General features: G+C 74.0%; 18 protein-coding genes and 1 pseudogene. 11 read left to right on the plus strand and 8 right to left on the minus strand.

The genetic code is table 11. The features are described from left to right. Position 1: 1 nt before the first annotated feature. Positions 2-3658 carry a hypothetical protein gene (locus tag AC4H2G_RS04180; protein ID WP_494364492.1) on the minus strand — a complete coding sequence of 1219 codons (3657 nt, stop codon included), beginning with the start codon at positions 3656-3658 and terminating at the stop codon, positions 2-4. Between the two features lie 173 nt (positions 3659-3831). After that, a complete protein-coding gene (locus AC4H2G_RS04185) occupies positions 3832-4458 on the minus strand; it encodes a helix-turn-helix transcriptional regulator (RefSeq protein WP_494364493.1) in 627 nt (208 codons plus the stop codon). Between the two features lie 178 nt (positions 4459-4636). Here AC4H2G_RS04185 and AC4H2G_RS04190 point away from each other — a divergent pair, with 178 nt between their 5' ends. The 3 genes from AC4H2G_RS04190 to AC4H2G_RS04200 all read left to right on the plus strand — a co-directional run bounded on the left by AC4H2G_RS04190 (position 4637) and on the right by AC4H2G_RS04200 (position 6779). Next, positions 4637-6004: a COG1470 family protein gene (locus AC4H2G_RS04190; RefSeq protein ID WP_494364494.1), complete on the plus strand. Its 1368-nt coding sequence runs from the start codon at positions 4637-4639 to the stop codon at positions 6002-6004. Between the two features lies 1 nt (position 6005). Then, positions 6006-6314, plus strand: a complete 309-nt coding sequence (locus AC4H2G_RS04195) for a PAAR domain-containing protein (RefSeq protein ID WP_494364495.1) — start codon at positions 6006-6008, stop codon at positions 6312-6314. Between the two features lie 75 nt (positions 6315-6389). Beyond that, positions 6390-6779, plus strand: coding sequence for a phage holin family protein (locus AC4H2G_RS04200; RefSeq protein WP_494364496.1), 390 nt, complete (start codon positions 6390-6392; stop codon positions 6777-6779). Between the two features lie 10 nt (positions 6780-6789). Here the strand turns inward: AC4H2G_RS04200 and AC4H2G_RS04205 are convergent, their stop codons facing one another. Together AC4H2G_RS04205 and AC4H2G_RS04210 are read right to left on the minus strand one after the other, a co-directional pair. Next, a complete protein-coding gene (locus AC4H2G_RS04205; protein ID WP_494364497.1) occupies positions 6790-8484 on the minus strand; it encodes a lipase family protein in 1695 nt (564 codons plus the stop codon). Further along, entirely contained in the window at positions 8481-8792 is a 312-nt protein-coding gene (locus tag AC4H2G_RS04210; protein WP_494364498.1) for a hypothetical protein, read from the minus strand. The genes AC4H2G_RS04205 and AC4H2G_RS04210 overlap by 4 nt, the downstream gene beginning before the upstream one ends. A gap of 210 nt (positions 8793-9002) precedes the next feature. Between AC4H2G_RS04210 and purB the strand changes: the two genes are divergently transcribed. Then, positions 9003-10505: an adenylosuccinate lyase gene (purB, locus tag AC4H2G_RS04215; protein WP_494364528.1), complete on the plus strand. Its 1503-nt coding sequence runs from the start codon at positions 9003-9005 to the stop codon at positions 10503-10505. A 102-nt stretch (positions 10506-10607) separates the two neighbouring features. On the opposite strand, the gene AC4H2G_RS04220 is transcribed toward purB, so the two are convergent. Further along, complete coding sequence (locus tag AC4H2G_RS04220; RefSeq protein WP_494364499.1) at positions 10608-11702, minus strand: hypothetical protein; 1095 nt, start codon at positions 11700-11702, stop codon at positions 10608-10610. Continuing rightward, the gene (locus tag AC4H2G_RS04225) at positions 11699-12112 is read right to left on the minus strand and encodes a PadR family transcriptional regulator (protein ID WP_494364500.1); all 414 of its coding nucleotides are present in this window, start codon (positions 12110-12112) and stop codon (positions 11699-11701) included. The genes AC4H2G_RS04220 and AC4H2G_RS04225 overlap by 4 nt, the downstream gene beginning before the upstream one ends. Positions 12113-12354: 242 nt before the next feature. On the opposite strand from AC4H2G_RS04225, the gene AC4H2G_RS04230 reads away from it, so the two are divergent. The 6 genes from AC4H2G_RS04230 (at position 12355) to AC4H2G_RS04255 (ending at position 20252) form a co-directional block, all read left to right on the plus strand. Next, a complete protein-coding gene (locus AC4H2G_RS04230) occupies positions 12355-13731 on the plus strand; it encodes a glycoside hydrolase family 6 protein (protein ID WP_494364501.1) in 1377 nt (458 codons plus the stop codon). 58 nt (positions 13732-13789) lie between these two features. Further along, positions 13790-15349 carry an arylsulfotransferase family protein gene (locus AC4H2G_RS04235; protein ID WP_494364502.1) on the plus strand — a complete coding sequence of 520 codons (1560 nt, stop codon included), beginning with the start codon at positions 13790-13792 and terminating at the stop codon, positions 15347-15349. A 73-nt stretch (positions 15350-15422) separates the two neighbouring features. After that, on the plus strand, positions 15423-17063 hold the full coding sequence (locus AC4H2G_RS04240; RefSeq protein WP_494364503.1) for a glycoside hydrolase family 10-like protein: 1641 nt from the start codon (positions 15423-15425) through the stop codon (positions 17061-17063). A 233-nt stretch (positions 17064-17296) separates the two neighbouring features. Then, complete coding sequence (locus tag AC4H2G_RS04245; RefSeq protein ID WP_494364504.1) at positions 17297-17782, plus strand: helix-turn-helix transcriptional regulator; 486 nt, start codon at positions 17297-17299, stop codon at positions 17780-17782. Between the two features lie 66 nt (positions 17783-17848). Beyond that, positions 17849-18283 carry a VOC family protein gene (locus AC4H2G_RS04250; protein WP_494364505.1) on the plus strand — a complete coding sequence of 145 codons (435 nt, stop codon included), beginning with the start codon at positions 17849-17851 and terminating at the stop codon, positions 18281-18283. 127 nt (positions 18284-18410) lie between these two features. Then, positions 18411-20252 carry a hypothetical protein gene (locus AC4H2G_RS04255; RefSeq protein WP_494364506.1) on the plus strand — a complete coding sequence of 614 codons (1842 nt, stop codon included), beginning with the start codon at positions 18411-18413 and terminating at the stop codon, positions 20250-20252. 12 nt (positions 20253-20264) lie between these two features. Here the strand turns inward: AC4H2G_RS04255 and AC4H2G_RS04260 are convergent, their stop codons facing one another. After that, positions 20265-20792, minus strand: coding sequence for a Ppx/GppA phosphatase family protein (locus AC4H2G_RS04260; RefSeq protein ID WP_494364507.1), 528 nt, complete (start codon positions 20790-20792; stop codon positions 20265-20267). A 91-nt stretch (positions 20793-20883) separates the two neighbouring features. Next, positions 20884-21030, minus strand: a pseudogene (locus AC4H2G_RS04265) (Ppx/GppA family phosphatase); the annotation flags it as partial. A 305-nt stretch (positions 21031-21335) separates the two neighbouring features. Here AC4H2G_RS04265 and ggt point away from each other — a divergent pair. Beyond that, the gene (ggt, locus tag AC4H2G_RS04270) at positions 21336-23276 is read left to right on the plus strand and encodes a gamma-glutamyltransferase (protein WP_494364508.1); all 1941 of its coding nucleotides are present in this window, start codon (positions 21336-21338) and stop codon (positions 23274-23276) included. Positions 23277-23282: the final 6 nt, after the last annotated feature.

The following is a 23282-nucleotide window of genomic DNA, read 5'->3' on the forward strand; positions in this document are numbered from 1 at the left end:
GTCACCTCCGTTCCACCACGTCGGGCAGGGACACGCTCGGCGTCACGACGAGCAGGCCGGCGTCGATCTCGCACCACAACGGGCCGCTGAACACGGTGTCGGCGAGCTCGTTCGACAGCTCGGCCGGTGTCGGGGCGAGCGCCGGGTCGTCGAGGCAGTTGGCCACTGGCGCGGCGGCGGTCGCCAGGTTGGTCGACGCCGCGTCCGCGGTCGGCCCGCCCGGTGCACCGGACGGCGGACCGACGACGCGCGGGAAGCCCGCGTCCAGCACCCCGGCCAGGTCGGTCGGCGGCCCGCTCGTCACGCGCAGCCACCGCTCGCCGCGCACGTCGTTGCGCACGACGAGCACCGGGATGCTCACGCGCCCGTCCGTGCCTGTCCGGTACGGGCCAGGGGCCGTCGTGATGCCCTGCGACCACGTCAGGTAGACCTCCACGTCCGGCGGGAAGTCCTCGCCGTAGGCGAGCACGACCTCGCCCGGCCGCGCGACCTCGGGCACGATGCGCAGCCACGGCTGGACGACCTCGAGCGGCGCGGTGGCGACGATCGGCTCGGCACCCTCCGAGGTCACGGTCGACGTCACGACCCCCTCGCCCGCGGGACCGACGGCGTCGAAGCGCGTCCAGACCTCCAGACCCCCGTCAGGGGTCAGCGGGCCGCCGGTGCACTCGGGGCACTCGTCCAGGGCCTCGGCGTTCGGGTCGACCGCCCCGGACGGCGGCTCGACCGTCAGCTCCACGTTCTCGGCCGACCCGTCGCCGTCGTTGCCGACCGTCGTGACCACGTTCACGTGGTGCCCGCCGACCCAGACCCGCGGCGCGGTCACCGTCACCTCCACGGTCAGGTCGGGCTCGCCGTCGGGCGCTGGTGCGGGCGCCGTCACCGCGATGCGGGTGGTGGCGACGTTGTCGTCGACGTCGCGCTCCGCACCCGGGTTCGTGACCGCGCCACTGATGTCGAGCGCTGTGGGGCCCAGCGCGAGGGCAGGCGCTTCGAGGGCGGCGGAGGCCTCGGCGACGTCGGGGACGGCCGTGACGGGGACGGCGGTGACAAGCTCGTCGCCCGGCGCGAGGGACCCACCACCCGGGCACGTCACGACGGTCGCGCCCGGCGCGCTGCCCGGCTCGGCGGCGCCCGGCTCGGCGGTGCACCCCGCGGGGAGGTCGCCGGCCGTGAGCCCGGCAGGCAGCGCGAGGACCACGGTCGGCGTCGCCGGGATGCTGCCCTCGTTGACGACGGTCGCGGTCACGGTCGACGAGCCGCCGTCGACAAGTGCGGCCGGGTCCGCCGCGAGGCTCAGCGCGAGGTCTCCCACCGGTTGCACGTCCGGGTCCGTGAGGTCGCCCGGCTCGTCCAGGACGAGGCGCAGACCGCTCCCGTCGGGTGCGACCGCATACAGGTCCCACCCGCCGGTCCGGCCCGCCGCCTGTCCGCTGAACAGGATCGACGCGCCGTCCGGCGACCACGCCGGGTCCGTGGCCTGCGCGACGGCGGCGCGCGACGGCGTCGGGACGAACGTCTCCGGCGGCGCATCGAGCGTCGGATCGGACGTGGGCTCCGGCGACGGGACGGCGACGTCGGGCTGGGTGGTCCGGACCTGGCCGGTGCGGTCGAACCCGGTGACCGCGCGCACGCCCGTGACCCGCAGCGCTCCCCCGTCCGTCGGCTCGAGCTCGACCAGGCCGATCCCCCCGGGAGCGACCTCGACGTCTCCGACGGCGAGGTCCGCGACGGCGACACGCGTCCCGTCCGGAGACCACGCCGGCGCGCGGCCGGTCAACGGCGCCGCGACCACCGGGCACAGCTCGTCGGAGACCTGCCGCGGGCACTCCTCGACGACGTCGAGCGTCAGGCGCTGCCACGTCCGGGTCCCGACGTCCAGGATCCCGAGCCCGTAGCGTTCACCGCCGAGCTCGTCGCCGTCGGCCGGCCTCGCGACCGGCGCGAGCTCCGCGACGAGGCGTGCGCCGCCGGGCGCCCACGACGGGTGGCGCGGAACGAGGCTCGCCTCCACGCCGTCCGCGTCGCGGGGGGCGCGGTCGAGGGATCCCGACCCGTCGGGCGGCCCCCACCACACCGTGGGCGTCCGGCTGCCGGGGATGCTCCCGGAGAACGCGATCGTCGACCCGTCCGGGCTCCATGCCGGGTTGTGCATACCGGACGTCGTCGCGGCGGGGATGAGGGTGGAGACCTCCCGTGTCCCGAGGTCGGCCAGGACCAGCTCACGAGCCTCGGTGGGTAGCTCGCCCAGCCAGGTTCCCGAGCTCGCCGCGACGCGCGATCCGTCCGGCGCGTAGGCGGGCCCCGTGTCGTCCCAGCGGGTCTCGCCGGTCGAACGGTCCAGGACGACACGCGGGTCGGAACCGTCCGCCACCACCGCGTCGACCACGTCCCGGTCACCGAGGTGCTGCGTGAACCGCAGGGTCGCCGTCAGGTACATCCCCGACCCGCCGTAGTCCCACGTCGATCCTGCCCAGCTCGGGTCGGAGGCGCCGTGCTCACCCGAGGGGAGCTCCCGGGAGGAGACGGCCCGGACGCCCTCCGAGATGTCCAGCCGCGCCGCCCAGACCTTCGGGAGCCCCGACGCCGGTTCCGTCGATGTGTAGGCGAGCAGGATGTCGGGGGAGGACGACTGCGCGAACGCCGTCACGACCGCCGTCGGCTCCGTCCCGGTGTCCGGTGCCGGCCCCGCGTCGACGCCTTCGGGCCACGGGTCGTGCACCTGGGGGAGCCGCTGAGCGCCCGTCCCCGGTGACGGGGGGGTGCGCCAGCCGAGAGGCAGGGTCAGGAAGGCGACGGACCCGGCGGCTTGAAACCGGGTGGTCGTGAACGCGAGCCGGTCCGCCACGTAGGGGTTGTCGTCGAGCACGACGCTCGGCGTCGTGTCCGCCCCGGGGTCGTCCGTGAGGCGCACCACGAGCGGATCGCCCGAGCCGTTGCCGTCCCGGTCCACGTCCGCGACGTAGATCTCGCCCAGCGGGTCGTCCCGGGTGCTCGAGAAGACGAGGCTCTCGTCGTCCGGCCCCCACGAGGGCCACAGGTCGACGGCCCCGGGGGCGGGCGCTGGGACGAACGGCGCGGCACCCTCGCAGCCGCGCTCGTGATCGACCGTCGCGACCACGACCTCCCAGTCGCCCGAGGCGTCGGTCGCGTAGGCGACGCGCGACCCGTCGCGCGACAGCACCGGGTGGGAGACGTGCGCGTCGTCGCACGTGACGCGCACCACGTCCCACGCGCCCTCCGGCGGCACGCCGGACGACCCCCGCGGCGGAAGGCGGACGTGCACGTCGCCCTCCCCGTCCCCCGACCTCGTGCTGACGAACGCGTACGAGCCGGACCGGAACGTCGCCGCCGACGACTGGCCCTCGTAGCGCTGGTCCCCGTCGACCACGTCGATCTCCGCAGCCACCAGCGCGCGGGCGGTCGAGTCGTCCGGCGAGTCGAAGGCGATCTCGGTCAGCGCGAGCGCCGCACGGTCCCGCGCGAACGCGACCCGCGGCGGCTGCGCCACCTGCGACGGGAGCGCCGGGGCGAGCGAAGCCGGGCTACCGGCGACGTCCATCGCGCGAGTCTGCTCCGCGGCCCCGGTCGGCCCGGGGCCGACCGCCAGGAGCACGACGACGGCGAGCGCCGCCGTCGTCGCCCTCGCCCTCGCCACGGCTCACCTCCTCACCGGTACCGCTCGGACCCGCACGCGCGGGCCCCTCCACGTTGCCGCACCCCTCCGTGGGCGCCCACCCACCACCGGCCCACCGAACAGGCACCGGGCCCTGCCCGAAAGGGCACCGCGGGAGCCCGCGCCGACTTGTTGCCCGGAGGTCGGCGTCGCCGTCAGATGAGGCCCTCCCGCAGCGCGTACGCGACCGCGTGGACGCGGTTGCGGAGCTGGAGCCGCGACGTGATGTCGTGCAGCACGTTCTTCACCGTCCGCTCCGAGTAGGCGAGGTGCCGCGCGACCTCGGCCGTGTCGAACCCGTCGGCGATGAGTCGCAGCACCTCGACCTCCCGGGTCGCGAGGCCGGCGAACGTGATGCCCCGGGGTTGGAGCACCTGACGCTGGAGCGAGCCGACCTGGCCGAGCAGCTTGCCCAGCAGGTCCGGTGGCATGCTGCCCTCGCCGCTCGCCGCGCCGCGGATCACCGTGACCAACCGCTCCGGGGTCGCCTCGCCACGTCGCACCATGCCGACGACACCGGCCTCGACCGCCGCGACGACGTCCTTCTCGTCCAGCCGGCCCGCCACGAGCACCGCCCGGCCGCCCCCGCCGCGCTGGACGGTCCGCACGAGGCGCACCGCCTCGTCGTCGAGCTGGTCCGCGACGACCAGCGCGACCTCCGCGTCCCGCACGTCCTCGTCGTGGCCGAGGACCCGCACCTCGGGTCGCGGGCGCAACGCGCTCACCACACCACCCTCGGAGATCGGGTCCTGCGCACTCACCGACACCGTGATCCGTCCCATCGTCCCGCTCCCTGCCCGTCGTCACGCCGCCCTCCGGGCCGGCCCTGGGCCCGGACGACCCAGTGTCCTCAGGTCGCTCTCCGAGCACTCATCAAGGACTCAACGGGCAGTCCGCGTGCCTCATCGGCCGCCCCTGCGGCGCTGCGCGGCCGCTCGTGCGCGCCCTACGGTCGGGAGCATGGCAACGCTGGCCACCCTCGATGCGACGAGGATCGCGCTGACCCCCGGCGAGGAGGTCACGGTCCCCGTGACGGTGCGCAACACCGGCGCGATCGTCGAGGCCTACCAGATCGAGGTGCTCGGGGTCCCGGGCGACTGGACCGTCGTCGAGCCCGCAGTCATCGAAGGTCTCTACCCGGACACGGCCACGACGGCGACGCTCACGTTCCGTGCGCCGCGCAGCGCCGAGGTGCCGGCGGGAGACCTCCAGTTCGGTGTCCGCGTCATCCCCCTCGAGCACCCCGACGACGCGGTCGTGCCCGAGGGCGTCGTCGAGGTCCTCCCCTTCCTCGACACGACGGCCGAGCTCGTCCCCCGCACGACGCACGGCCGGCGCGGCGCGAAGCACCAGGTCGCGGTCGACAACCGGGGCAACACGCCCGTCTCGGTGCTGCTGGCCTGCGCCGACGGCACCGACGAGCTCACCTTCAAGGTCAAGGACCCCCTGCTCGTCGTGGAGGCGGGGACCGCCGCGTTCACGGACGTGAAGGTCCGGCCGCGCTCGACGACGTGGCGCGGTCCCGACAAGACGCTGCCGTTCGTCGTCCAGGTCGAGGCGGACAGCACGGTGCCCGTCACGCTCGACGGTTCCCACGTCCAGACCGCGATCCTCCCGAAGTGGTTCCTCAAGGCGCTGCTCGCGCTCCTCGCCCTCCTCGCGCTCCTCGTCGTGCTGTGGTTCACGCTGCTCAAGCCCGCGATCACGTCCGCCGCGCAGGCGGCGGTCGGAGACGACCTCACGCAGGCGCAGGAGGCGGCCGCAGCGGCGCAGGAGGCCGCCCAGGAGGCCGCGGGCGCGGCGCAGCAGGCGACGGGCGCGGCGTCGGAGGCCCAGGTGGCCGCGACCGAGGCAGGGACGACGCTCGCCGACACCGAGGAGGCCGTCGCCGAGTTCGTGCCCCCGTCCGGCACGTCGGTCCCCGTCCGGCAGCGTCTCGAGGTCGAGCCCGCCGGCGGGGAGACGGACGCCGTCCCCTTCGAGGTGCCCGAGGGCTCGACGCTCACGATCGACGACATCATCCTCTCGAACCCGCAGGGCGACTTCGGGCGCCTCACCGTCTCCCAGGACGACGAGGTGTTCCTCGACTTCGCCCTCGAGAACTTCCGCGACCTGGACTACCACTTCCAGTCGCCCCTCACCTTCGAGGCCGGCTCCGTCCTGACGATGGAGGTGACGTGCCGCCAGCCCGGCGCGCCGCTCGGGATGGACCCCGCGCCGACCGCGTGCGACACGTCGATGTACGTCGGCGGGACGATGTTCACCCCGGACGCCGCAGCCGCGGAGAGCCCCGCTGCCGGGAGCCCCGCCACCGGGACGCAGCCCTGAGATGCCGACGGGTCCAGCCGCGTGCGTCGGCGACCAGGTCGTGTGCCCGCTGTCCGACGGCCCCAAGCCCCACGTCGGCGGTCCCGTCACACCGGCCGCGTGCGTGCCCACGGTGCTCGTCGGCGGGCGACCCGCGGCCGTCGCGAACGGTGCCGGCGTCGTGTGCGTCTCGCCCGCCCCGAACGGGATCGCGATCGGCAGCCTGACGGTGCTGGTCGGGAACCTGCCCGCGGCACGCGTGGGCGACACCACCGTCCACGGCGGGAAGGTCGTCGGACCCGGTTGTCCGACGGTGATCGTCGGCGGCTGAGCCGGAGGCCGCCGCTCGAGACGGCGGCGGCCGGCCGCCGTGTGCCCGGGACGACCGGGTGGCAGGATGCCGGGTATGAGCTTCGTCGTCCGCGTCCTCGTCACCGCTCTCGCCATCTGGCTCACGAGCCTGTTCATCGACGACCACTTCCAGATCGTCGGCTCCGACTCAGCCGGCGGGAAGCTCGTCATCATCCTCGTCGTCGCGCTGCTGTACTCCATCGTCAACGCGGTCATCAAGCCGATCGTGCAGATCCTGTCGATCCCGCTGTACATCCTCACGCTCGGCCTGTTCTCGCTCGTCGTCAACGCGCTCATGCTCATGCTCACCGCGTGGATCACCGAGCAGACCGACTGGGGCATCCGGATCATCGGCGGGTTCTGGTGGGCGCTGCTCGCGGCCCTGATCATCGGCCTCATCAACTTCGCCGTCTCCGCCGTCGTGCCCAAGGGCAAGGACCGCTGAGCGTCCCCGCTCACCGCACCTCCGACGACTGCTCCGCCGGCCCCGGCGCGACGACCGTGGCGGCACCGGACCCGCCGAGACCGAGAACGTCCGACGGGTCCGGCAGGAGGGGCCCGAGCGGCGTGACCCGGTCCGCCACGGCCTCGGGGTCGACCACGAGCGTGCCGCGGTAGTACACGGTCTCCTCCCGCTGCCCGTCCAACGACGTCTCGAGCGCGTCGAGGTGCGCCGTCAGCCCGGGGTGCCCGATGCCCTCCGCGTCGGTCAGCGTGTCCACGTGGTGCCGGACGCCGTGCGGGATCTCCTGCGTCTCGCTCCCCCTCAGCCAGTCGAGGTCGCGCGACACGGTCACCTGGTTCGCCGTCGCCGGGTTCGGCGTCCCGTCGAGGCCCGACACACCCTCCTGACCGTTCTCGACGTGCGTCCCGAGCACGCCGGGCGGCAGGGGCTGCCCGCCGACCGGCGACCCGGCCGTCACCACGTGGGTCACGCGGTACCGCGGCAGCGCGACGGTCTCCAAGGCCGCGCCCGGCGACCCGGGGCGGACGGGGGCGCCGGACGGGGACGAGGCCGCCGTCGCGGCGGACCCCGCGGTCAGCGCGGCCACCGACGCGGCCACCATGCCGCCCTGGCTGTGACCCACGAGCACCACCTCGTCGTCGGTACCGACCCCGGCGTCCTCGAGCGCCGCGAGGACGAGCGCGGCGCTGTCGGCGATCCCGCTCGGGAAGGTGCTGTCCGCGAGCTCGACACCCTCCATGAGGTCGTAGTTGGACGTCATGGAGAACGCCGTGCCGAGGCTGGACAGCCCGAGCTGCGTGCCGGGGATCGTCACGACCCAGGTCGCGTCGCCGTCGTCGTGCACGATCTTCTCCAGGGCGATCGCCGAGTGGGGCACCGGGTTGTCCTCGCCCACGCCGTAGACGGTGTCGATGCGGCGCAGGAGGTCCTGGGCCGTGTGCGGTGGCGGCATGAGATCCGGCCCGGGAGACTGCTCGGGAGCCAGCCGCTCCACGCGGATGCGGTCGTGGAAGAGGCCTCGCCAGCCCTCGGAGAGCAGTCGCAGGACCGCCGCGCCGTTGGCCACGGTCGGACGCTCGAAGAGCCCTCGGCCGGGGTCCAGGAGGCCGAGGAGCGCACCGGTCGAGGCGATGGCCCTCTCGTGGATCGGGCCCCCGCCCGTGACGAGGCGACCCCACGGCAGCCCGTCGCCGGTGAGGACGCCCTCGAGGAACGCGAGCTGGCCCGCGATGAGCGCCACCTCCAGACCGACGATCGGGACGTCTGCCACCGCACCGAGGACCCGCCAGGCCTCGGCCTCGGCCTCGACATAGGTGCCCGACGCCTTGCACATCCGCACCTCGATGGTGTCGAGGAGGCGCTCCAGCTCGCCGAGCGCCGCGTCCAGCGCGTCGACGGCACCGAGCGCCGCGTCCCGCTCGCGGGCGGTCGTGCTCCCGGGTGCGGCGACCGGGTGCGCGCTGAGCCCCGGTCCCGCTCCGAGACCACCCATGGTCACGGCCCACCGCCACGGCGCCGACCGCAGGCTCTCCCGCGCGTCGCGGCACCGGGCGCGCGCCGAGCGGACCAGGTCCGCCGCCGACCGGACCACCGTCGCCTGGCCGAGGATCTGCTCCGTGTCGGCGGCCGTCACCGGCCCGCCCGTCACGACGATCGTCGACGTGGGGTCGGAGGAGCCGCTCACCCGAGGCTCCGCGCGGCGACGACGGCCTGCTCGTGCTCCGCGTCGAGCGCCCGGACGTACCGGTCGGCGGCCGCGACCGCGTCGTCGACCAGCAGCCCCGCCGTGACGGCGCGCGCGACCGCGTCGTCGAGGGCCTGCCGGTAGCCGTCGGCGGCCGGCCCTGCCCAGTCCAGGGTCGTCGCGGCTCCCACCCGCCAGCGGGTGAACCCGACGTCCTCCCCGGCCGCGCGCAGCGCCGGGGTCGGGTCGACGAGCGGTCCGTACGGGGACACCTGGCAGGCCGGGGGTGCGTGCTCCGTGCTCTCCATGCCCCGGAGAGTAGGAACGTCCGGGACGTCACTCCTCGGTGTGCCGCCCCGGCTGTGGACGGGACCGTCGGTCGGCGGGCCTGTGCACGGCCAGTCGTCGCCCGTTTGCGGCCGGTCGCACAAGCTTGGCGGCGCCGTGGCCCGGCTCCCACGTCGCGGGGACGACCGTCCCTCGGGAGGCGCGGGCCGCCGTCGGGCACGCGTGGGAGAATCAGGGGCGTGCCCGAGAACCCTGCAGCAACCCCGAAGCCCCTGGCAGCCTCACCACGGACGAGCCTCGCCGACGTCACGCCGCCGATCGCGCTCGGACCGCTCGACGGCCGCTACCGCGGTGCCGTCGCCCCGCTGGTGGACCACCTCAGCGAGGCTGCGCTCAACCGCGAGCGCGTCCACGTCGAGGTCGAGTGGCTGATCACGCTGTGCAACGGCGTCCCCGGGGTCACCGACGGCCCGGTCGTGCCCGGCGCGCCCCGGCTCTCCGACACCGAGGTCGCGTACCTGCGCACGATCCCCGCGACGTTCGGCGGCGAGGAGATCGCCGAGCTCGCCGCGATCGAGCGCGAGACGGTGCACGACGTCAAGGCCGTCGAGTACTTCGTCAAGCGCCGCCTCGCCGCCGCCCCCGAGGCGCTCGGCGCGGATACCGTCCTGCCCGGCGTCGGGGAGCTCGTCCACTTCGCGTGCACGAGCGAGGACGTCAACAACCTGTCGTACGCGCTCATGGTGCGCGGCGCGGTCACGGACGTGTGGCTGCCTGCCGCGACCGCGCTCGTCGACCAGCTCGCCGACATGGCCCGCGAGCTCGCGGCCGTGCCGCTCCTGAGCCGCACCCACGGCCAGCCCGCGACGCCCTCGACGCTCGGCAAGGAGGTCGCGGTGCTCGCGCACCGGCTGCGCCGCCAGCTGCGCCGGATCGGCGCGGCCGAGTACCTCGGCAAGCTCAACGGCGCGACGGGCACCTACGGCGCGCACACCGTCGCGGTGCCCGGCGTCGACTGGCCCGCGGTCTCGCGCGCGTTCGTCCAGGGCCTGGGCCTCACGTGGAACCCGCTGACCACGCAGATCGAGTCGCACGACTGGCAGGCCGAGCTGTACGCCGACGTCGCGCGCTTCAACCGCGTCCTCCACAACCTGTCGACCGACGTGTGGACGTACATCTCGCTCGGGTTCTTCACGCAGATCCCGGTCCCGGGCGCGACCGGGTCGTCGACCATGCCGCACAAGGTCAACCCCATCCGGTTCGAGAACGCCGAGGCGAACCTCGAGATCTCGTGCGCGCTGCTCGACACGCTCGGCGCCACCCTGGTGACGTCCCGCCTCCAGCGCGACCTCACGGACTCGACGACGCAGCGCAACATCGGCCCCGCGTTCGGCCACTCGCTGCTCGCGATCGACAACGTGCGCCGCGGCCTGAAGGCCCTCGCCGCGAACGCCGACCTCATGGCGGCGGACCTCGACGAGAACTGGGAGGTGCTCGGCGAGCCCATCCAGTCGGCGATGCGCGCGGCGTCCGTCGCGGGCGTGCCCGGCATGGAGAACCCGTACGAGCGCCTCAAGGACCTCACGCGCGGTCAGCGCGTCGACGCCGCCCGCCTGCGCGAGTTCGTCTCCGGCCTCGGCCTGCCCGACGACGTCGCGCGCCGCCTCGCCGACCTCACCCCGGCGACGTACACGGGTCTCGCGGAGCAGCTGGTCGCCGACTACCTGGCCTGACCCGGCCCCGCGCCGAACACGGGGTCGTCCACCGGATCCTGCGAATTCCGGTGGCCGACCCCGTTCTCGCCGGTGGGCGATCCCGTGCTCGACGGCGCAGGGTCAGACGGCGGTCGGCTCGCCCGCGTGCGGCGTGCGACGGTTCGCCTCCTCGGCGCGATGTCGCGCGCGAGCCGCGGTGATCTCGTCGGACAGGTCGACGACCCAGCGCGCGGCGGCAGCCACCCCGACCACGAGCACGACCTGTGGCCAGAGCGCGGACGCATCGGGCCCGTTGAGCGGCGTCAGCGCCGTCAGGCCGAATCGACCCACCCACAGGCCGGCGACGACACCGAGGAGGACCGGGAGAACCTGTCGGCCCGAGCGGTGCAGGAGCAGCCCGCCGCACGCGAGCACACCACCCAGCAGAACCGGCGCCGTCATGCCGAGCGCCCACCACGACGTCGATATCGTCGCTGGCGTCCACTCGGTCGGCAGGACCGCCGCGACAGCGACGCGCAAGGATTCGAGCAGGACGATCCCGGCGAGGACCGCCGCGACGACGGCACGGCGCGGCACGAGCGGCGTGCGCTCACGCCGCCATCCTGCGACGACGAGCAGCGCGGTGGTCGGTGCGAGCCAGCCGAGCTCGCGGGACACGTCGTGCCACTCGGCTCGCGCGGCGAGGACCACGAGGGTCGCGACGAGCACCCCGGTCCCGAGGGCACCGACGGCACGCGCCGCACGGGCACGACCGGCGAGGAGGAGGACGATCGCGACACCCCAGATCGCCCACGCGGGTGCGGTCGGGCCCCAGGCCAGCGTGAGGTGCCGGAGCCCGGGATCGGTCAGCGTGAGGACGGCGGAGCCGAGCGATCGCCCGATCGGGAAGGCCAGGAGCACGGGGAGGACGACGACGAGGATCGCCGTGGACGCACGCCGCTGCGTCGGGGTCGAGCCGAACGGTGCGAGCAGCCACTCCCGCGACGCGGCGCGCAGCAGGTCCCCCCGGTCCGCGCGCGACGGCCGCGACTGGCCGGGCGCGGCGCTGTCGAGCAGGTGCCCCAGCATCTCGGCCTCGTGCGCGCGACGGTACGTGTACGGGAACAGACGCAGCATGCGCCGGTAGTCCCGGACGAGAACCGGGGCGACGGGGAGGCTCTCGGCGAGCGGCGCCGTCGGGCCCGGGGCGGTGCTCACGGGATCGATGTCGCTCATGCCGGCACCGCCCCGCCGTCGACGATGCCTGCGACGTCGACGGACCCGGGACGCGCCGAAGCGCGGGGACCCGCGGGACTGGCCGCGCGCCGTCGGGCACCGAGGCGTTCGAGCGCTCGCCGCGCCTGGGCCTCGGCTCGTCGCGCCTCGGCGTCGAGGCGGTCGCCGCCCTCGGCGGTGAGGCGGTAGTAGCGGCGGAGCCGGGAGTCGACGATCTCCTCGTGGTCGACCTCGACGAGGCCGGCGGCGACGAGCCGGTCGATCGCGCCGTAGAGCGTCCCGGCGCGCAGCGTGATGCGCCCCTCGGAGCTGGACTCGACGTCCTGCGCGATGCCGTAGCCGTGCAGAGGCTCGCGCGCGAGCGCGGACAGGATGAGGAACGCGGGTTCCTGGAGGGGCTTCGATGCCATGCCGCCGAGCATACCTTCGCCACCATGCTATCCGACCCACGCCACACCGCTGCCGAGCACGCCCCCACGAACGGTCGAACACGACCTGAGGGTCGATCTGGAGCGTTTGGCGACCTTCAGGTCGTGTTCGGCAGCGGACCGGGTCCCGCCTCCCCGATCCGAAACGTTTCGCGCCCTGGGGGGCCGGGCCGCGCGCGCCTACCGTGGCGACGTCCTGACCCCGAGGCGACGGAGCCTTGATCATGAGACCCACTCTTCACGCGACCCGCCGCAACCCGCGGACGACGACGCTCGCGACCGTCGTCGCGACCGTCACCGCGCTCGTCGCCACGGCGGCGATCGGCACGACCCTCGCGAGCAGCGCCGCCGCCGCGCCCAGCGCGTGCGCCGTGGACTACCGCGTCACGAGCACGTGGAACGGCGGGTTCCAGGCCGACGTGACGGTCACCAACCTCGGCTCCGCGCTCTCCGGCTGGGAGCTCGCGTGGGACGTCCCCGCGGGCGAGGGGATCAGCCAGCTCTGGAACGGCGACCTCGCACGCGACGGCGGCCACGTCACGGTCGGTGACGTCGGCTGGAACGGGCAGCTCGCCACGGGCGGGAGCGCGTCCTTCGGCTTCGTGGGCACGGCCGTGTCGACCCCGGTCGTGCCCACGAACTTCACGCTCGACGGCGTCGCGTGCGGCGACGACGGCACGACGCCCGACCCCGACCCCGACCCCGACCCCGACCCCGACCCCGACCCGGATCCGGATCCGGATCCCGACCCCGAGGAGCCGGGCGACGTCACGTTCCACGTCGACGAGACGTCCCAGGCCTGGGAAGCGTGGCAGTCCGCGTCGGGCGCCGACAAGGACCTGCTCGCGAAGATCGCGCTCACGCCGCAGTCGACGTGGGTCACCGACCCGGACGCCCAGGTGTCGCGCGCGAAGGTCGCGGCGTACACCGGGGCGGCCGCCGCCGAGGGTGCGACGGCGCTGCTCACGATCTACGCGATCCCCGGCCGCGACTGCGGCTCGCACTCGGGCGGCGGCACCGCCGAGGCGGCGTACCGGAGCTGGGTGCAGACCGTGGCGTCGGGGATCGTCGGCGAGCCGTGGGTGGTCCTCGAGCCCGACGCGCTCGCGCAGCTCGGCGACTGCTCCGGCCAGGGCGACCGCGTCGGGATGCTGCGCGACGCCGCCCGGATCCTCACGGACGCCGGCGCGCGGGTCTACCTCGACGCCGGCCACTCGGCCTGGCTCAGCCCGTCCGTGGCCGCGGCGCGGATCCAGCAGATCGGTCTCGACGACGCGGTCGGGTTCGCGCTCAACACGTCGAACTACCGCACGACGGCCGAGTCCCGCGCCTACGGCGAGCAGGTCTCGGCGCTGCTCGGGGGTGCGCCGTTCGTCGTGGACACGTCGCGCAACGGCAACGGTTCGAACGGCGAGTGGTGCAACCCGCGCGGCCGGGCGCTCGGCGAGCGGCCGACCGCGGTCGACGACTCGACGCACCTCGACGCCCTCCTGTGGGTCAAGCTTCCCGGCGAGAGCGACGGGTCGTGCAACGGCGGGCCGCCGGCCGGCCAGTGGTGGCAGGACGTCGCGCTCGAGCTGGCGCGCAACGCGGCCTGGTAGCGAAGGCCGGTCGGGCTGCTGTCTGGCGACTCACAGGTCGGTGCGCGACGCTCGGAGCATGCACCGCCGGAACCGCCACCTCGTCACCCTCACCGCCACCGCCACCGCGACGGCGCTCGTCGCGAGCGCCTGCACCGGCCCCGAGGAGGGCCGCGACCCGTCTCCTTCGCCGTCCGCCCCGACGGCGGAGGAGACGGCCGCCCAGGACGCACCGCCCGCGGTGCACCGGTTCCGCTCGACGGATCTCGTCGCGCCCGTCCTCCCCGTGACGCGCGGCCCGGCGGCGCCGGCCGACGACGACGACGCGCTGTACGTCCTCGCGCCGAAGAAGACGGAGGCCCCCAAGAAAGGGCCGCTGATCGTCGACGCCGACGGCGAGCCGGTGTGGATCGCCCCCGAGGACTCCGCCGCGTACGACGTCCGGGTCCAGGAGCTCGACGGCGAGCCGGTCATCACGTACTACGTCGGACAGTCGGACTTCGTGGGGCACGGTTTCGGCGACATCGTCGTGCTCGACGACACCTACACCGAGGTCGCGCGCGTGACGACGGGCGGGGACGTCGGTCCGGGCAACGCCGACATGCACGACGCGACGATCACGCCCGAGGGGACGATGCTCCTCGTCGCGTACGTCGCCGAGCCCACGGACCTCACGGACGTCGGGGGCGACGAGGACGGCTGGGCGTGGGAGAACGTCGTGCAGGAGGTCGACGTGAAGTCCGGCGAGGTCCTGTTCGAGTGGCGCGCGTCCGACCACGTCGAGATGACCGACACGAAGGCGGCCCCCGACGCCGACCCGGACGCGCTGAAGGGCTCCGAGGACGACCCGTTCGACTGGTTCCACGTCAACAGCGCCACCCTGACCCCGGACGGCGACCTCCTCCTGTCGGCGCGCAACACGCACGCCGTCTACCGGGTCGACCGCGAGACGGGCGAGGTCGAGTGGGTGCTCGGCGGCACGTCGAGCGACTTCGCCATGGCCGGCGACGACGACGGCACGGGCGCGCAGTTCGCGTGGCAGCACGACGCGCAGCTGCACGACGACGGCACGCTCACGCTGTTCGACAACGAGGCGAACCCGCCCGTCGGCGAGCGGTCGCGCGGGCTTCGCCTCGACCTCGACACCCACGCGATGACCGCGACCGTGGTCCAGGAGTGGTTGCCGACCGACCCCGCCCTGCTCGCCGGGAGCCAGGGCAACCTCCAGGTGCTCGCGAACGGGAACGTGGTGATCGGCTGGGGCGACGCGCAGCTCACGAGCGAGTACACGGCGGACGGCACGCTGGTCCGGGAGATGCCGCTCGAGGCCGGCGAGTCGTACCGCGCCTACCGGTTCGACGGCTGGGTCGGCACGCCGACCGACCCGCCGGCCGTCGTCGTCGACGGCGGCACGGCGTACGCGAGCTGGAACGGCGCGACGGAGGTCGCGTCGTGGCGCCTCGTCGCCGGGTCGTCCGCGCAGGACGCCGAGACGGTCGCCGAGGCGCCGCGCGACGGCTTCGAGACGGCGCTGGCCCCCGTGCCCGACGGCGCGGCGTTCGTCGCGGTCGAGGCGCTCGGCGCGGACGGAGCGATCCTCGGCTCGGGGGTCGCCACCTCGGGTGAGGACGACGGCTGACAGAAACCTTCACAGAAGGACGTTGGTGTGAAAGTATCTTCCACACACCCGTTCGACCCGGAGGACCACGGCAATGACGCTCGACACTCCCACCCCGCCCTCGCCCGACCCCGGACGCGCCGGCTTCGGCCGCCGTCAGTTCCTCACGCTCGCGACCGCCGGCGTCGCGGCGAGCACGCTCACCGTGACGGTCGGGTCCCTCGCCCCGGCCGCCGCGCTCACCGCACCCGCCGGCACCACCCGCGCGGCGGCGTCGGGCATCCCCACCCCGCGCAAGCGCGAGCTGCGCGCCATGTGGATCTCGAGCGTCGTGAACATCGACTGGCCGTCCGCGTCCGGGCTCTCCGCGGACCAGCAGAAGGCCGAGCTCCTGCACTGGCTCGAGGTCGCGGCCGACTTCCGCCTCAACGCCGTGTTCGTCCAGGTGCGGCCCACCGCCGACGCGTTCTGGCCGAGCCCGCACGAGCCGTGGTCGCAGTACCTCACGGGCACGCAGGGCCAGGACCCGGGCTACGACCCCCTCGGGTTCGTCGTCGAGGAGTGCCACCGGCGCAACCTCGAGATCCACGCCTGGTACAACCCGTACCGCGTCTCCATGCAGACCGACCTGTCCCGCCTCGTGCCCGAGCACCCCGCGCGGCAGCACCCGGAGTGGGTGTGGGCCTACGGCGGCAAGCTCTACTTCGACCCGGGCCTGCCCGAGGCCCAGGAGCACATCAAGACCGCGATCCTGCACAGCGTCGAGAACTACGACCTCGACGGCGTGCACTTCGACGACTACTTCTACCCGTACGCCGTCGCGGGCCAGACGATCCCCGACGCCGCGACCTTCGCGACGCACGGCAGCGGCTTCGACCGCGTCGAGGACTGGCGCCGGCACAACGTCGACGAGTTCGTGCGCAGCATGTCGGAGCGCATCAAGCAGACCAAGCCGTGGGTCAAGTTCGGCATCAGCCCGTTCGGCATCTGGCGCAACAGGTCGACGGATCCGCGCGGTTCGGAGACGGGCGGCTCGCAGTCCTACGACATGCAGTTCGCCGACACCCGGAAGTGGGTCCTCGAGGGCTGGCTCGACTACATCAACCCGCAGATCTACTGGCAGCTCGGCCTCGCCGTCGCGGACTACGCGAAGCTCGTCCCGTGGTGGGCCGAGGTCGCCGCGCAGTCGGGGACGCAGCTGTACATCGGCGAGGCGCTGTACAAGGTGACGTCGGGCGTCTTCACGGACCCGGCCGAGCTGTCGAACCACCTGACCTTCTGCCAGCAGCAGGAGCACCCCGTGCTCGGCAACGTCTACTTCTCCGCCAAGCACGTCCCCGCCGACCCGCAGGGCTCCATGACGCGCGTGCGCGACGACCACTACCGGTACCCGGCGCTCGTCCCGGCGATGCCGCACCTGCCCGGGACGCGCGTCCGGGTGCCCGTGCTCACGGCCCTGCGACGCGCGTCCGACGGCGTCGCGCTGCACTGGAACGACGCCGGCCCGCGTCGCACGGCGGCGACCTCGTTCGCCGTCTATCGTGTCGAGGGCGACGCGCGGACGATCGACGTGGAGGACCCCACGAACCTCCTCGCGACCGTGCGCAGCAGCGGGCACGTGGTCCAGCACTGGACCGACGTCACCGCCGTCGCGGGCAGGACGTACACGTACGCGGTGACCGCGCTCGACCGCGTGTGGAACGAGTCCCGACCGAGCGGCGTCCGCTCGGTCTGACCAGCTCCGTCCCCGGCATCGCGGGGGACGGCTCCTCCTCGCCGGAACTGGGGCCGCGCGAGGAGGGCCTCCGACGGCGCGTGGTCGCGCTGGGTGCACCACGCGCCGTCGGGCAAGGTCACGCGTGCGCGAGCCGGCTGCGGGACGGTGACCCGCGCACCGCTGGCCGTCGGGCGACGACCGCCGTACCGTCGCGCTGTGGACGCCGGGACGGACGAGGGGCGGTGGCGGTCGTGAGCACGACGCCGGTTCCCGCGGAGGTCGCCGTGCACCTGCGCCGGGCGCGCGACCACATGGACGCCCGTTTCACCGAGCGGCTGACGCTCGCCGACGTCGCCGACGTCGCCGGGTACTCGCCGTACCACTTCGCGCGGGAGTTCTCGCGCGCCTTCGGGGCGAGCCCGATCGCCTACCTCGCGTCGCGGCGCGTCGAGCGCGCCAAGGACCTGTTGCGCTCCGCGAACCTCACCGTGACCGAGGTGTGCCACGCCGTCGGCTTCACGAGCCTCGGGACGTTCTCGGCACGGTTCACGGCGATCGTCGGGACGACTCCCACGGCGTACCGCGCCGAGCACGTGCGGCGCGGCGGGCCGCCACCGGTCCCCGGGTGCTTCGCCCTCGCGTGGGGTCTGCCGCGGCCGGGCGGGGCCGGTTCCGAGTCGGGGACCGGGACCGGGACCGCACGATCGGAGAAGCCTCGCGACGTGGTCGCGCCGTAGCGTCGAGGACGAGGCGGCCGACCGGCCGCGACCGACGTGCGGCGGCCCGCCGCGAGAGGAGCACCCATGCTCACGCTGTCCCACACGACCGTCTACGTGCTCGACCAGGACTCGGCGAATGAGTTCTACACGAACGTGCTCGGCTTCGAGCTCCGCGACGACGTCACCCTGGGCGCCGAGCTCGAGGGTGCCGGTGCAGGCTTCCGGTGGCTCACCGTCGGGCCCCAGGGCGACCCCACGCGCACGATGATCCTCTCCGACTGCGCGATGGGTCGGGACCCGGGGTCCGCCGAGCAGCTCCGCTCGCTCGTGGCCACGGGCACGATGGCCGTCGGCGTCCTGGAGACCGACGACTGCGAGGCGACGTACCGCGAGCTCAGCGCCCGGGGCGTGACGTTCCGGCAGCCGCCCGCCCGCCGGCCGTACGGCGTCGAGGCGGTTCTCGTGGACGACTCCGGGAACTGGTTCAGCGTGACCGAGCGCACCGCGGTCGACGTCTGAGCGGCGAACCCGTCGACGACGGGTACTTCTCCCCCTGGTCGCTCCCCCCGTGGCCCGCCGTCGGGCGGTAGTCTCCCGGTGCGCTCGACCTGACACGGGGGTCGGGCCCGGGTTCAGGGGGAAGTCCATGGGGATGTACGGTGCCGACGTCGCCGGGCTGCGGTCGCTCGCCGAGAGCTTCGAGCGCAGCTCGGGCGACCTCGAGACGACGCGTGCGGTCCTGAGCGAGGCGATCGAGGGCTCGCGCTGGCAGGGCGCCGACGCCGCGGAGATGCGCGGCGGGTGGACGTCGATGGCGGACCGTGCGCTCATGCAGGCGTGCCGCGTCCTGACCGACTACGCGACCGCGCTGCGGCGCAACGCCGACGAGCAGGAGGCCGCGAGCGGCGGCGCCGGAGCGGGAGCAGCCGGCGCCGGGGCGACCGCGCCCGGGTCGACCGGAGGCACGCCCGCGCACCCGACCGCGGACGGCCGACCGGGCGGGTGGGGACCGGACGCCGGTGCGCAGGCGGCGCGCGACGTCGACCACCTGATCCCGGGCGAGGGTGATGCGCTCGACGCGGTCGGAGACACCACGCACTCGTTCGAGAACGACGGCGGCAGCGTGACGATCGACGAGGGCGGCATCGAGGGGGAGATCAAGCTCCCCGGCGACGCCCACGTCGGTCTGAGCCAGGACGGGATGGAGGTCGGGGGCAAGATCCCAGGCCCTGGCGTGGAGTCCCCCGTGGACGGCGTCCTCGCCCTGGAGTCGGGGGTCGAGGTGGTCGGGTCGGTGAAGAACGAGGACGGGTTCGACGTGTACAGCCTCTCGGCCGACGCGTCGTCGACCCTGAAGACCGACGTGTCGATCTGGCGAGTGGACGCCGAGGCGTCCGCGACGGGCGGTGGGCGGTTCGACTTCGAGGTCCGGGTGCCCGAGGGCACGGCGTTCGACCCGAGCACGATCGACCCGTTCGCGCCGGAGACGTACCCGCCGGGTACCCGGATCACGCTGAACGGCGAGGCGTACCGGTCCGACGAGCTCTCGTTCGGCTACGACCTGCTGCGGTCGGAGTCGTCGAGCGAGGAGGCGACCGGGGTCACGACGACCGTCGAGTGGCTCGAGGGCGACACGGTGCGGATCAACACCGGCGACACGGAGAGCATGTCGCTGTCCGAGAAGGTCGGCATCGGCACGGGCGACGACTGGTCGGCGATGCTCGGGCGGTCGAACGAGCTGAGCAGCGCCGAGATGGGCCAGGTCACGCTGGACCTGTCGAGCGACGCGGGACGCGCGGCCTACGACCGCTTCCTCGTCACCGGCGAGCTGCCGACCGACCCGGCCGACGGCGTCTCCGGCACCACGACGTACAGCACGTACGACTTCTCGTCGGGGGGCACGGTCGAGCTGAAGACCCCGGTCCTCGAGTACGTCCACGAGAAGGACTACTCGACCGGCTCGGGGGTGACCATCATCAACCCCGACGGGACGAGCGACCACCACGGGCAGGTCGCGCTCTCCGGCGGCGTCGAGCGCAACTACTCGCACCATCTCGACACCGACGGCGAGATCGTCGCGTCCCGCAGCACGGACGCCTACGTGTTCCGCGCCACCGAGACGACGGACTCGTGGGTCAACAACCCCAACCTCGCCCTGGGCGACGGCACGAGCGCGTCGCCCGGCAGCACCGTGCGGATCACGTTCACGCCGGATCAGATGGGCGAGCTCCAGCAGCTCGCGGAGGACTACGCCGCCCCCGGAGTGGACGGCCCGATCGCCGACCTGGTCTACAAGGGCAATGAGTTCACGCCAGGCGGGCCGACCGTGCGCACCCCGACCGAGTTCGCCGACGCGCTCTACGGCACGACCGGCGACGGCACCGGCGCGGGCGCGGGGGGCGACGTCATGCTCAAGAACGTCTGGACGATCGTGAGCGAGACCGGGGCGGAGGAGTTCCCCGGATCCGTCGAGGTCGTCGAGAAGTAGCCGCAGCCAGCGTCAGATGTGGTCGAGGCGCCGCAGGATCGCGCCCTCGCGCAGCGCCCACGGGCACACCTCGACCTCGTCGACGCCCAGCGCGCGCATCGTCTCGACCGCGACGACGCCGCCCGCGACGATCTGGAACGTGCGCTCGGGCGTCACACCCGGCAGGGCGGTCCGGCCCTCCGCCGTGAGGCGAGCGAGCCGCGGCAACCAGTCGGCGAGCTGCGCGCGACGCAGGCGCCACCGGTCGTCGGGCCCGACGGCCTCGACCTGCATGCCCGCGAGGCGCGCGAGCGAGCGGAACGTCTTGGAGGTCGCCACGACGTGGTCGGGGGCGGGGAGAGCACCGAACGACGCGACGGCCGGGGCCAGCGTCGCGCGCACGTGCTCGCGCAGGGCGTCGACGTCGTCCGGGGCGGGCGGGTCCGTGGGGAGGAACGCCATCGTCATGCGGCCGGCACCGAGCGGGAGCGACACCGCGAGGTCCGGCTCTTCGTCCACACCCGACGCGATCTCGAGCGACCCGCCGCCGATGTCGAGCACGAGCAGCCGGCCCGCCGCCCAGCCGTGCCAGCGCCGCGGCGAGGAACGTCAGCCGCGACTCGTCCTCGCCCGACAGCACGCGCACTGGCTGCCCGACGCGCTCGCCGATCGCGGCGAGGATCTCGCCGCCGTTCGTCGCGTCGCGCAGGGCGGACGTCGCCATGGGCAGCATCTCGTCGACCGCGGACTCACGCGCGAGCACCATCGCGTCGTCGACCGCCGCGAGCATCGCGGCCACGCCCTCGTCCGAGAGCGCCCCGTCCGGCTGGAGGTACCGCATGATCCGCACGACCGTCCGCGCTCCCGCGGCCTGGACGGGCCGTGCGGCGTAGGCCGCGTCGACCACGGCGAGGTGCACGGTGTTGGACCCGATGTCGAGGACGCCGAGGCGCGTCGTCGGGCGGCCTGTCGAGTCCGTGGTCGTCACGAGCACCGAGGCTACTCGCGCCGGACCTCCCTTGGGGGAGGGCTCGGCGCGCGAGGTCCGCCGCCCTGCGCGACGGTGGGGGGACGAGGATCCCTGCTCACCGAGGGAAGACGACCATGGACCACCGCAGCTCCGTCCGTCCCGGCTCTCGTAGCTCCGGCCACCGCAGTACCGGTCGGGCTCGTCCCGGCGCCCGAGCCCTCGCCGCGGTCGCCGCCGCGACGCTCGCCGCGACGACCGCCGTCGCCGGGAGCGCCTCCGCGACCACCGACGACGCCAGACACGGCACCGACAGCCGATCGCACGGGGGGTGGCACGGCGGGTGGCATGACCGGTGGGAGAAGGCCCCGACCGCCGTCGGGTACGGGGGCGCCGTCAGCACCGTCGACCCGGAGGCCAGCCGGGTGGGTCTCGACGTGCTGCGTCGCGGCGGGAACGCCGTCGACGCCGCCGTGGCCACCGCGGCCGCCCTCGGCGTCACCGAGCCGTACAGCGCCGGGATCGGGGGCGGCGGCTTCTTCCTGCACTACGACGCGGGGACGGGCGCGGTGTCCACGATCGACGGGCGTGAGACGGCGCCGGCGGACATGCCGCGCGACGCGTTCATCGACCCGGAGACGAACGCGCCCTACCCGTTCACCCCGGAGCTCGTCACCAGCGGCGTCTCCGTCGGCACGCCCGGCACGCCGGCCACCTGGGAGACCGCGCTCGACGAGTGGGGGACCTACTCGCTGGGCAAGGCGCTGCAGCCCGCCACCGCGCTCGCCCTGCGCGGCTTCGTCGTCGACGAGACGTTCCGCCAGCAGACGCTCGACAACGCCGAGCGATTCGCCGCCTTCCCCGCGTCGGCCGAGCTGTTCCTGCCACGCGGCGACGCCCCGCGCGTCGGGACCCGGTTCCGCAACGTCGACCTCGCGAAGACGTACACCCTGCTCGCGCTGCGCGGCACCGACGCCTTCTACGAGGGACGCCTCGCCCGCGAGATGGTCCGCGCCGTGCAGGCCCCGCAGACCAGCCCGGACACCGACCTGCCCGTGCCGCCCGGCTACCTCGACCTCGACGACCTCGAGGACTACGAGGCCCTGGTGCAGGACCCGACCGTCTCCGACTACCGCGGGTACGACGTCTACGGCATGGCGCCACCGTCGAGCGGCGGCTCGACCGTGGGCGAGGCGCTGAACATCCTGGAGACGTTCGACCTCGCCGGCATGTCGGACATCGAGTACTTGCACCACTACCTCGAGGCCAGCGCCCTCGCGTTCGCCGACCGCGGCGCGTACCTGGGCGACGCGGCGTTCGTCGACGTCCCGCTCGACACCCTGCTCTCCGACGAGTTCGCGGCCTCTCGCGCGTGCCTCGTCGACCCGGAGGCCGCCGCGCCCAAGCCCGTCGCGGCCGGCGACGTCGACGCGTTCGACGCCGCGTGCGGCGAGGCGGCCGCTCCGCAGCGCGACGACACGGAGAACGTCTCGACGACGAACCTCACCGTCGTGGACCGGTGGGGAGACGTCGTCGAGTACACGCTGACGATCGAGCAGACCGGCGGGTCCGGGATGGTCGTGCCCGGCCGCGGGTTCCTGCTCAACAACGAGCTCACCGACTTCTCGACCGTGTGGGACGCCGACGACCCGAACCGCATCGAGCCGGGCAAGCGACCGCGCTCGTCGATGGCACCGACGCTCGTCCTGCGCGACGGCGAGCCCGTGCTGGCGCTCGGCTCCCCCGGCGGGTCGACCATCATCACCACGGTGCTGCAGACGCTGACCAACCACCTCGACCGGGGCATGCCGATCGACGAGGCGCTCGCCGCGCCGCGGGCCACCCAGCGCAACACCGCGGCCGTCATCGCCGAGCCGGAGTTCATCCAGGCATACGGCCCGGGGCTCGAGGCGTACGGCCACACGCTCGTGCCGTCCGGCGACTCGTTCACCTCCGCCGCGGAGATCGGTGCGGCGACGGCGGTGCAGATCGGCCCGGACGGGCTGCTGACCTCCGTCGCCGAGCCGCAGCGCCGCGGTGGAGGCTCGGCGCTGGTGCTGAAGCCGGTCAGGAACTGACTCGGG

This window comes from Cellulosimicrobium sp. BMG9.23 (genome assembly GCF_059159985.1).

Bases quoted from the DNA above. Each gene is read 5' to 3' on its own strand.
- AC4H2G_RS04240 (WP_494364503.1), top strand. From the start codon at position 15,423: ATGACGCTCGACACTCCCACCCCGCCCTCGCCCGACCCCGGACGCGCC.
- AC4H2G_RS04210 (WP_494364498.1), bottom strand. From the start codon at position 8,792: ATGGAGAGCACGGAGCACGCACCCCCGGCCTGCCAGGTGTCCCCGTAC.
- AC4H2G_RS04250 (WP_494364505.1), top strand. From the start codon at position 17,849: ATGCTCACGCTGTCCCACACGACCGTCTACGTGCTCGACCAGGACTCG.
- AC4H2G_RS04235 (WP_494364502.1), top strand. From the start codon at position 13,790: ATGCACCGCCGGAACCGCCACCTCGTCACCCTCACCGCCACCGCCACC.
- AC4H2G_RS04220 (WP_494364499.1), bottom strand. From the start codon at position 11,702: ATGAGCGACATCGATCCCGTGAGCACCGCCCCGGGCCCGACGGCGCCG.
- AC4H2G_RS04185 (WP_494364493.1), bottom strand. From the start codon at position 4,458: ATGGGACGGATCACGGTGTCGGTGAGTGCGCAGGACCCGATCTCCGAG.
- AC4H2G_RS04255 (WP_494364506.1), top strand. From the start codon at position 18,411: ATGGGGATGTACGGTGCCGACGTCGCCGGGCTGCGGTCGCTCGCCGAG.
- AC4H2G_RS04200 (WP_494364496.1), top strand. From the start codon at position 6,390: ATGAGCTTCGTCGTCCGCGTCCTCGTCACCGCTCTCGCCATCTGGCTC.
- AC4H2G_RS04230 (WP_494364501.1), top strand. From the start codon at position 12,355: ATGAGACCCACTCTTCACGCGACCCGCCGCAACCCGCGGACGACGACG.
- AC4H2G_RS04195 (WP_494364495.1), top strand. From the start codon at position 6,006: ATGCCGACGGGTCCAGCCGCGTGCGTCGGCGACCAGGTCGTGTGCCCG.
- ggt (WP_494364508.1), top strand. From the start codon at position 21,336: ATGGACCACCGCAGCTCCGTCCGTCCCGGCTCTCGTAGCTCCGGCCAC.
- AC4H2G_RS04190 (WP_494364494.1), top strand. From the start codon at position 4,637: ATGGCAACGCTGGCCACCCTCGATGCGACGAGGATCGCGCTGACCCCC.
- AC4H2G_RS04225 (WP_494364500.1), bottom strand. From the start codon at position 12,112: ATGGCATCGAAGCCCCTCCAGGAACCCGCGTTCCTCATCCTGTCCGCG.